Raw genomic sequence first — 8,158 nt, forward strand, 5'->3', positions numbered from 1 at the left:
AAAACACCACATTCAACAAATTTAGCAGTCAATTTAACTCCTAATCAGCTAACTATGCATTAATTAATGTACATATTGAATTCTACCTAGATTAAAACATTAATTGAAACAACGTGGTTAGCTATATGCAAAAAATAATGTAAATGCTATTCTTATAACCTTATAAAAGGCATATCTTCAATTTATCATTTAAAGGTGATGTTTATGGCACTTCCCTCTTTTTTAACGCTTTACAATGAGCTTATCTCGACTCCAACAATCAGTAATGTCACTAACGAAGAATTAGATTATTCTAACAAACCGCTTATTGATAAATTAGCCAGTTGGTTTGAAGATTTAGGTTTTACGGTTGATATTCAACCTGTTCCTAATACTCGTCATAAATATAATATGTTAGCTACTTATTCAAATAGCGAAAATAAAACCCAAGGTGGTTTATTGCTAAGTGGACACAGTGACACCGTTCCATTTGACGAAGGGCAATGGACTAAAGATCCCTTTAAACTAACCGAAGAAAATAACAAACTATACGGGCTTGGTACTGCCGACATGAAAGGTTTTTTTGCCTTTATTTTAGATGCTCTGCGTGATATTGACCTTAAAACATTGAGTAAACCGATTTATGTTCTTGCAACTGCTGATGAAGAAACTTCAATGGCTGGTGCCGCATTTTTTGCCCAAAATACCAAATTACAACCTGACTGTACTATTATTGGCGAACCAACATCGTTAATCCCCATCAGAGCACATAAAGGATTTATCTCTAATTCCATTAAAGTAATTGGTAAATCAGGACATTCGAGCGATCCCGATAAAGGCATTAACGCTATCGAGGTGATGAATTTAGTTATTGATCGCTTATTGGTACTCAAACAAAAATTCAAAGAACAATATCATAATGATGGGTTTAGTGTGCCTTACCCTACCCTAAATTTAGGCGTTATTCACGGCGGCGACGCAGCTAATCGTATTTGCGGTTGTTGTGAACTGGTGATTGATATTCGTGTCTTACCTAATAACGATGTTGATTCACTGTATCATGCACTTTGTGAAGCGCTACAACCCGTTATGGATAAATACCCAAATCGAATTGCCATTGAATATGAAGTCGCCCCAATTCCTGGTTATGAATGTAAAAAAGATCACCCCGTATTACAACATATTGAAACGTTAGTCGGCCATAGTGCACAAACAGTTAATTACAGCACCGAAGCCCCCTACCTAAACCAAATTTCACCAACGATTGTATTAGGCCCAGGTTCAATTGAGCAAGCACACCAGCCCGATGAGTTTATTTCAATGGACTTTTTAAAACCAACTAAAACGGCAATAAAACAATTGATTAAGGATTTTTGCCTTTAGAAAGTAAATTATGCAAACGCCGACAATGTCGGCGAAAAGGCAAAATAGATTAAATAGTGAATGTTGAAAAATCGGTAGCTATTTCAGTATTAGCAAAAATACTTCTTGCCTCATTAACCAATTTATTATTATCATCTAAACTATATCTAGGACTAATATGTGTCATAATAAGTCGCTTGGCATTGGCTTGTTTAGCAATGGTTGCAGCATGAATGGTTGTCGAGTGCCCGCGTTCGATTGCTTTGTCTTCTAATGCATTTTCTTGCGTTGCTTCATGAACAAGCAAATCTACATCGTTAGCAAGCGTAATTGACGCTTGGCAAGGTATAGTATCACCTAAAATAGCAAGCTTTTTTCTCTTTTTTATTTTAGTTTGATAATCAACAGCACGGATAATGCGCCCATCATCTAAAGTTACTGTTTTACCCTTTTTTAGATCATTATAATAAGAACCAACCTGAATGTTATCTTGCTTTAATTTATCGATATCAAGCTGAGCTAGCAGATCTTTTTCAATAATGCGATAACCAAAACACGGCACGCGGTGTTTTAATAATTTAGCTTCCACTCGAAACCGTTCATCTTCAAAAATAGTGCTGTCTTGTTCAAGCTCAATAATATTAAGAGGGTAAGTTAACCAAGAGTAGCTAATTTCGATCACGGTTTCGATAAATTGCTTAACCCCTTTCGGTGCAATTAAAGTTAATGGCGATTGATTTTGCATCAAAGAACGCGTAGTTAATACACCAGGTAAACCAAATAAATGATCGCCATGCAAATGCGTTAAAAAAATAACCTCAAGTCTGGCAAGGCTAAATTTGGCTTTTTGCATTTGCATTTGAGTTGATTCACCACAATCAAAAAGCCATAATCCATGTTGCTCTTGCCTAAGATCTAACAGCATACTGCTGACATTGCGCTGCGCAGTTGGAGACCCAGCGCTTGTTCCTAAAAAAGTTAAATTCATAACGACCTAAATATTTTTACGTTCGATGGTTTGTTCACCCCAAAACAGTTTATCGGCATTTGTTTTAGCAAAAGCACGTTTTAAGACTTCATCACTGCCTTCTGACCAAATTTGTTCGGCAAGTACTTCATCATGATTAGCAAGTTCAAAAATCGCTTCGGCAATTTCTATTGATGTATCACGAACAGTTGCCCAAGCACGGATATCATGTATATCTTTTTTGGTTGAGTTCATTTTATTACCCCTTTATGATGAAATTAAGTGTAAAATAAACCTAATTGAAGAAAATTACAATAGGTTATTTTTTATGCTTACCGTGATATCACCGGCTAAAACACTTGATTACCAAAGCCCGTTAATTACTAAACAAAACACTTTGCCTCAATTTATACACCAGTCTGAAAATTTAATTGAAGACTGTAAAAAGCTAAGCGCTAAAGATCTCGCTGCATTAATGTCAATTAGCCCCAAATTGGCCGAACTTAACTATGAACGCTTTCAAAACTGGCATTGTGATTTTAATCTTGAAAACGCAAGGCAAGCAATACTTGCTTTTAAAGGTGATGTTTACGAAGGATTGCATGTTGAAGATTTTACTCATAAAGAACTCAAGTTTGCACAAAACCATTTACGCATACTATCAGGGCTTTACGGCATATTAAGACCACTAGATTTGATTCAACCTTACCGTTTAGAAATGGGAATACGATTAAAAAATGGTAATAACAGCAATCTTTATCAATTTTGGGGTAACCAATTAACCAACCATTTAAACGGTGAACTGACTAAGTCAAAAAATCGAACCCTAATTAATTTAGCATCAAATGAATATTTCAAAGTGATCAAAACTAAACAACTAAACGCCACCATAATCCAACCAATCTTTTTAGATCAAAGTAAAGACACCTATAAAGTTATCAGTTTTTATGCCAAAAAAGCGCGTGGGCTTATGAGTCGATACATTATAAAAAATAGCATTGAAAATAGTGATGATATTAAAAGTTTTAATCTAGAGGGCTATCAGTTTGATTCTAAACGATCAACTGACTTAAAATGGTACTTTATACGCAATCATCAATAAAATAATAGCGATGAAATTTCTGACTACATTATGGGCGCAGTTTTTATCTACCCTACCCCTTTTTATGCTAATTTTATTAGGTTTTTTAGCAGTTAAACTAGGTCGTTGGCAAAAAACAGTAACCGACAGCTTAACCAAATTTACCTTTTATATAGCGTTTCCGATTATGCTGTTTCAGATCATGAGCCACTTTTCTGAACAGTCACAGATCGATATAAACGTGTTACTTGTCTTTTTTGGTGCTTCATTTGTTATTTTTGCGTTTGGCTGCCTGATTGCGTCAAAGTTATTTAAATTAAATGGTTCAGAAAGTACACTTTTTGCTATGGGAAGCATTTATACTAATACTGTATTTGTTGGTATTCCCATCATCAAAATGCTACTTGGCGAGAAAGCAATCCCCATTGTAGCCATTATTGTTATATTTAACGCTCTGATTTTATGGACACTTGCTACCATATCAATTGAATTTGTTCAAATGGGTAAATTTTCTGGACGGAGCTTTATCAAAGCGTTAAAAAACGTATCAAAAAACCCTATTATTATTGGTATTTTTACTGGGATTGTGGTGAATTATATTGGATTACCTATGCCTAAATTTATCAATCAGTCAACAAAAATGGTCAGTGATATGACTGCACCGCTCTCACTCATTGTGCTAGGTATGGGACTAGCAGAGTACAAAATTCGCGATAAACTTCTAGTAACAACGGCGATTTGTTTATTAAAATTGGCCATATTACCCATAGCAACTTATATTTTAGGCAAATTAATCGGCTTACCAACATTAGAATTACAAGTAGTTGTATTACTCAGTTCAGTATCAATTGCGATAAATTGTTATATGATGGCACGGCAATTTCAAGTTTTACAAGGCCCAATTGCTTCGAGTTTGTTAATATCAACGGCATTGTCCTCTATCACAACGCCGTTGATTTTATCGATTATGACGCATTTACCTTAAGGCGGGCAAATTAATGCACAACACGTTTTTTGATTTTGTAGTGCAGCAACAATGCCAAAACAATAACAATACTACCCAATAAAAAACGTAACCAATCAATGGATTGGTGCCAAATCACCACATTTACTAAAATCCCCGTTGGGATAACCACATTATTCATAATTGCCAAAGTCCCCGAATCGACTTTGGTTGCACCAAAATTCCATAAAAAATAACATAAACCTGACGCAATAACACCAAGCCAAACAATAATACCCCATTGTAAATGAGTTGTGGGTAATTTTGACCAATTGCCAAATAACACCCACCCCAAAGCAGCAACAATCACCGCACCAAAATAAACCCACGCAAAGGCTTGATGTTGTGACATTGGGTAAATTTCCATAATCCTTTTATATCCTACTTGCCCTAAAGCAAAAACAATATTGGCCCCTTGAATTAATAAAAAACCAATAATAAAGTTGGTACCAATATGATCATAACGAATAATAGCGGCACCAATAACTGCTATTATTGCCGTAAAAAGGTAACTCAATCTTAATGGATGACCTTGCAATAAATCATAAATAACCGTAACATAAATTGGTGTAAAAATAGTAAATAGCAACACTTCAGGTACCGAAATATATTGGAAGGAATTATAATAAAAAAAGTACATAATCCCTAATTGACAAGCCCCAGCCCCCATTAAAAGAAACATGGTTTTAAGCTTAATATTTCTAAAGCTTAAAAAAGGTAAAAAGGTAATAAATGCTAACAAAACTCGCATAACTACAGCAAACCAAGTATCAACCTGTCCACTGATATAAACACCAATAAAACTAAACGAAAACGACCAAATAATCGTTACAAAAATGAGGTAAACCATAATTAATTGATATAAACAATGATAAATGAATTGCATCGTATCAATTCACTTGACAGTTGTAAACTTTATATTATAAAAATTGATTACAACATAAGGTTACATGTAGGAAAACACCGAGTTGTTGACACTTCATAATTAAATTAATTCGCTAAAAACTTATAAGGTGTTTTTTTGAAATCGCTTTATGGATTTTAACGGTATTATAAAAATTAATAATACAATTAAGATTTTTTCTCTATTTTTTATTCATAAATGGTTACTAGTTACTAATTTAGCAACCACTTGTTAACATGCGCATCACGCTTTCAGTTTTCCATTGATTTGTGGGCTAGCTATTGGTAAATTTTTGATTGACACGATAATGTCATACATTTTATCTAAATAAAAAAACAGCTCAATTCTTGTTAAAAAGTTTCAGGAGTGCACCGTGTTTAAGTAAAAAAACCAAAAAAATCATACTTAATTGATAGAAATGCAATAAAATACTACTTCAATAATCCCGATAAAGATGTTCAATACTGGGAAGTAATCCCCGATGAAAATTAAAATATATAAATTATGAAATACTTATTATTAATCTCTCTACTATGCTTGTCCTTACAAGGCTGTGGACAAAACGAAAAACAAAATAATAACCCAAAATTCAATATAGCTGAAATGGAAAAATCAATTATTGATAAAGAGAAAAGTTATCTTTATAAAATAAAATATGAACATACCGATTGTTCGTATGAAATCTTAGTTAACGATGTGCTTGTTATCACCTTTTTCGGACTGGGAAACTGGTCAACGAGTGATGGTATAAATAAATACATTTTAAAGCCCGGAAAACAGACCGTTACCTTGCGATTATACCCGCAAAAAAATTGAAGATACCTTGTTTAAAAAAAGTTTAACCAAAGACACGAAGCTTAAAATTACGATAACAAAAAATGAAAGACATTCAGACCCCATGTGGGCATGGCAGAGTACAGGACAAACAGATTGGAATATATTAACCTTTGAAACGCCAAAGATAGAAGATGATAAACAAGCGTATGCGGAATACAAAATGGAATTTGAGGTTAAACCCGAAGAGATGAACTGGCAGATAACTGGCTGGAGCGATGGACAGGATTTAAGAAACCATCCGAACATAAAGCAAGAAGTATTAGATTTTTATAAAAAGATTCAATTTATTATCGAAAACAATAAAAGCGCTGAATTTGTTCAGTTAGTAACTAAATCCTTATATGAATCCTCTTTAGCTCGCGCATGGCAGAGTAAAGCATGTTTTGAAGATGCAATAAAAACAGCTAAAGAAGGAGCCAAGGTCAAACAAAAGTTTATTTTCCCATTAGACCCCAATGCTGTAGAATTAAAATTTTATGGCAATGGTAGGGTTGTTACCCTGGTTAGTAAAGATTTAAAATCTTATGGATATTCCTCTTTAGTTGCCAAAGCTCAATTCAGCAACTTTCCTGAAGCTTATACCTTCTACTTATACAAACCCAAAGGCTCCAATGAATTAGAGGTAATAAGATAAATAAAACAGGCGGATAACTCCGCCGCAGATTGATGACAAAGAACTCGCTTTTTGGCGAGTTCTTTGATCTAATAGAGAGGAGTCCATTATAAGAGAAGTTCTTCTATGCTAAAAAAACCAACTCCAGCGACACCAGAAAAAATAGAGCAAATCTCGCTAGATGCGCTTGTCCCCAAAAATCATCTTGTTCGTAAAATAGCTAAAGTCATTGATTTTGAATTTATTCGAGAAGCGGTAGCACCACTTTATTGCCCTAATAATGGTCGTCCAGCAGAAGATCCGGTCAGACTGTTTAAAATTATGTTATTGGGGTATCTTTTTGGTATCCCTAGTGAGCGTCGTCTGGTTCAGGAAATTCAGGTCAATTTAGCTTACCGTTGGTTTTTGGGAATGGGATTAACCGAAAAAGTGATTGACGCCTCAACACTCAGCCAAAATCGTCGCCGTCGATTTAATGACAGTGAAATCTATCAACAGATTTTTGATAATATTGTTGAGCAGGCCATTGCCAAAGGGTTGATAAGTGGTCGGGTTTTATATACGGACAGTACTCACCTAAAAGCAAATGCCAATAAAGGCAAAGCACGTAATGAGCAGCGTATTGTTGAGCCCAGTCAATATGTTGATGCGCTTAATCAAGCCATCAACGAAGAAAGAGAATTAAACGGAAAAAAGCCTTAAAGCCATCGAGGGTAGAGAAATATAAGGATGTCAAAGTCAGTACAACCGATCCGGATAGTGGCTTTATGCATCGGGAAGGTAAGCCTAAAGGGTTCTTCTACTTAGATCACCGAACGGTTGATGGCAAACATAATTTAATTACCGATACCTATGTCACAGCCAGAAATGTCCATGATTCTCAGCCTTATATGGCTCGATTAAAACGCCAGTTAGAGAGGTTTGGCTTTAATCCGGTTGGTGTCGGTGTCGTTTTTGATGCAGGTTATTTTACGGCGCCCATTTGCCATTTACTGCTGACAGAGCAGATATATCCGGTGTTGGGCTATCGTCGTCCCAGTGTAGTAGCTCAAACTTAATCTGACAGACACATATTACTCATCGGCTTTCATTTTAACAAAATTCGTGTCCGATGAGCAAAATAAATTCTCCAATTGCTTTTCCTTAACCAACCCCTTTGCATCATTCCATGTTTGCCATGGTGTCTTCCCATAACAATATTTTCCTGAATGCGCTCTTTCTCGATTGTAAAATTCAAGCCATTGCTCAATATCGTTTTGTATTTCACTCAATTGCGTGTAAATCTTACGTCGAAATAAAATATCATAACATTCTGTTTTCATCGTCTTATGGAATCGCTCACAAATACCGTTTGTTTGTGGGCTGTAGGCTTTGGTCTTGGTGTGTTCAATATCTTCTAGATTAAGATAAAG

General features: G+C 35.1%; 9 protein-coding genes and 1 pseudogene. 6 read left to right on the forward strand and 4 right to left on the reverse strand.

The features are described from left to right. The first annotated feature begins 198 nt into the window (after nt 1-198). Nucleotides 199-1,362, forward strand: a complete 1,164-nt coding sequence (gene argE, locus A9G35_RS04605; protein WP_065635869.1) for an acetylornithine deacetylase — start codon at nt 199-201, stop codon at nt 1,360-1,362. 49 nt (nt 1,363-1,411) lie between these two features. Here the strand turns inward: argE and rnz are convergent, their stop codons facing one another. Together rnz and A9G35_RS04615 are read right to left on the reverse strand one after the other, a co-directional pair. Further along, on the reverse strand, nt 1,412-2,329 hold the full coding sequence (rnz, locus tag A9G35_RS04610; RefSeq protein WP_065635870.1) for a ribonuclease Z: 918 nt from the start codon (nt 2,327-2,329) through the stop codon (nt 1,412-1,414). Between the two features lie 6 nt (nt 2,330-2,335). Then, nucleotides 2,336-2,563, reverse strand: a complete 228-nt coding sequence (locus tag A9G35_RS04615) for a YccJ family protein (protein WP_065635871.1) — start codon at nt 2,561-2,563, stop codon at nt 2,336-2,338. A gap of 73 nt (nt 2,564-2,636) precedes the next feature. Between A9G35_RS04615 and yaaA the strand changes: the two genes are divergently transcribed. Together yaaA and A9G35_RS04625 are read left to right on the forward strand one after the other, a co-directional pair. Continuing rightward, nucleotides 2,637-3,410 carry a peroxide stress protein YaaA gene (gene yaaA / locus A9G35_RS04620; protein ID WP_065635872.1) on the forward strand — a complete coding sequence of 258 codons (774 nt, stop codon included), beginning with the start codon at nt 2,637-2,639 and terminating at the stop codon, nt 3,408-3,410. Between the two features lie 10 nt (nt 3,411-3,420). Next, nucleotides 3,421-4,374, forward strand: a complete 954-nt coding sequence (locus tag A9G35_RS04625; RefSeq protein ID WP_065635873.1) for an AEC family transporter — start codon at nt 3,421-3,423, stop codon at nt 4,372-4,374. A 10-nt stretch (nt 4,375-4,384) separates the two neighbouring features. Here A9G35_RS04625 and A9G35_RS04630 read toward each other — a convergent pair whose 3' ends face one another. After that, nucleotides 4,385-5,242, reverse strand: a complete 858-nt coding sequence (locus tag A9G35_RS04630; RefSeq protein ID WP_065635879.1) for a carboxylate/amino acid/amine transporter — start codon at nt 5,240-5,242, stop codon at nt 4,385-4,387. Nucleotides 5,243-5,800: 558 nt separating this feature from the next. Here A9G35_RS04630 and A9G35_RS04635 point away from each other — a divergent pair. The 3 genes and pseudogenes from A9G35_RS04635 to A9G35_RS12840 form a co-directional block, all read left to right on the forward strand. Further along, on the forward strand, nt 5,801-6,112 hold the full coding sequence (locus A9G35_RS04635) for a hypothetical protein (RefSeq protein WP_065635874.1): 312 nt from the start codon (nt 5,801-5,803) through the stop codon (nt 6,110-6,112). 82 nt (nt 6,113-6,194) lie between these two features. After that, complete coding sequence (locus A9G35_RS04640; protein ID WP_141673772.1) at nt 6,195-6,767, forward strand: hypothetical protein; 573 nt, start codon at nt 6,195-6,197, stop codon at nt 6,765-6,767. A 105-nt stretch (nt 6,768-6,872) separates the two neighbouring features. Then, nucleotides 6,873-7,786, forward strand: a pseudogene (locus A9G35_RS12840) (IS1182 family transposase); the annotation flags it as partial. Between the two features lie 33 nt (nt 7,787-7,819). On the opposite strand, the gene A9G35_RS04655 reads toward A9G35_RS12840, so the two are convergent. Continuing rightward, nucleotides 7,820-8,158 (reverse strand): integrase core domain-containing protein (locus tag A9G35_RS04655; protein WP_141673773.1); only part of this gene is annotated, 339 nt, incomplete at its 5' end.

The sequence above is a fragment of the Gilliamella sp. Choc5-1 genome (genome assembly GCF_001690595.1).
Lineage (GTDB): Bacteria > Pseudomonadota > Gammaproteobacteria > Enterobacterales > Orbaceae > Gilliamella > Gilliamella apicola_M.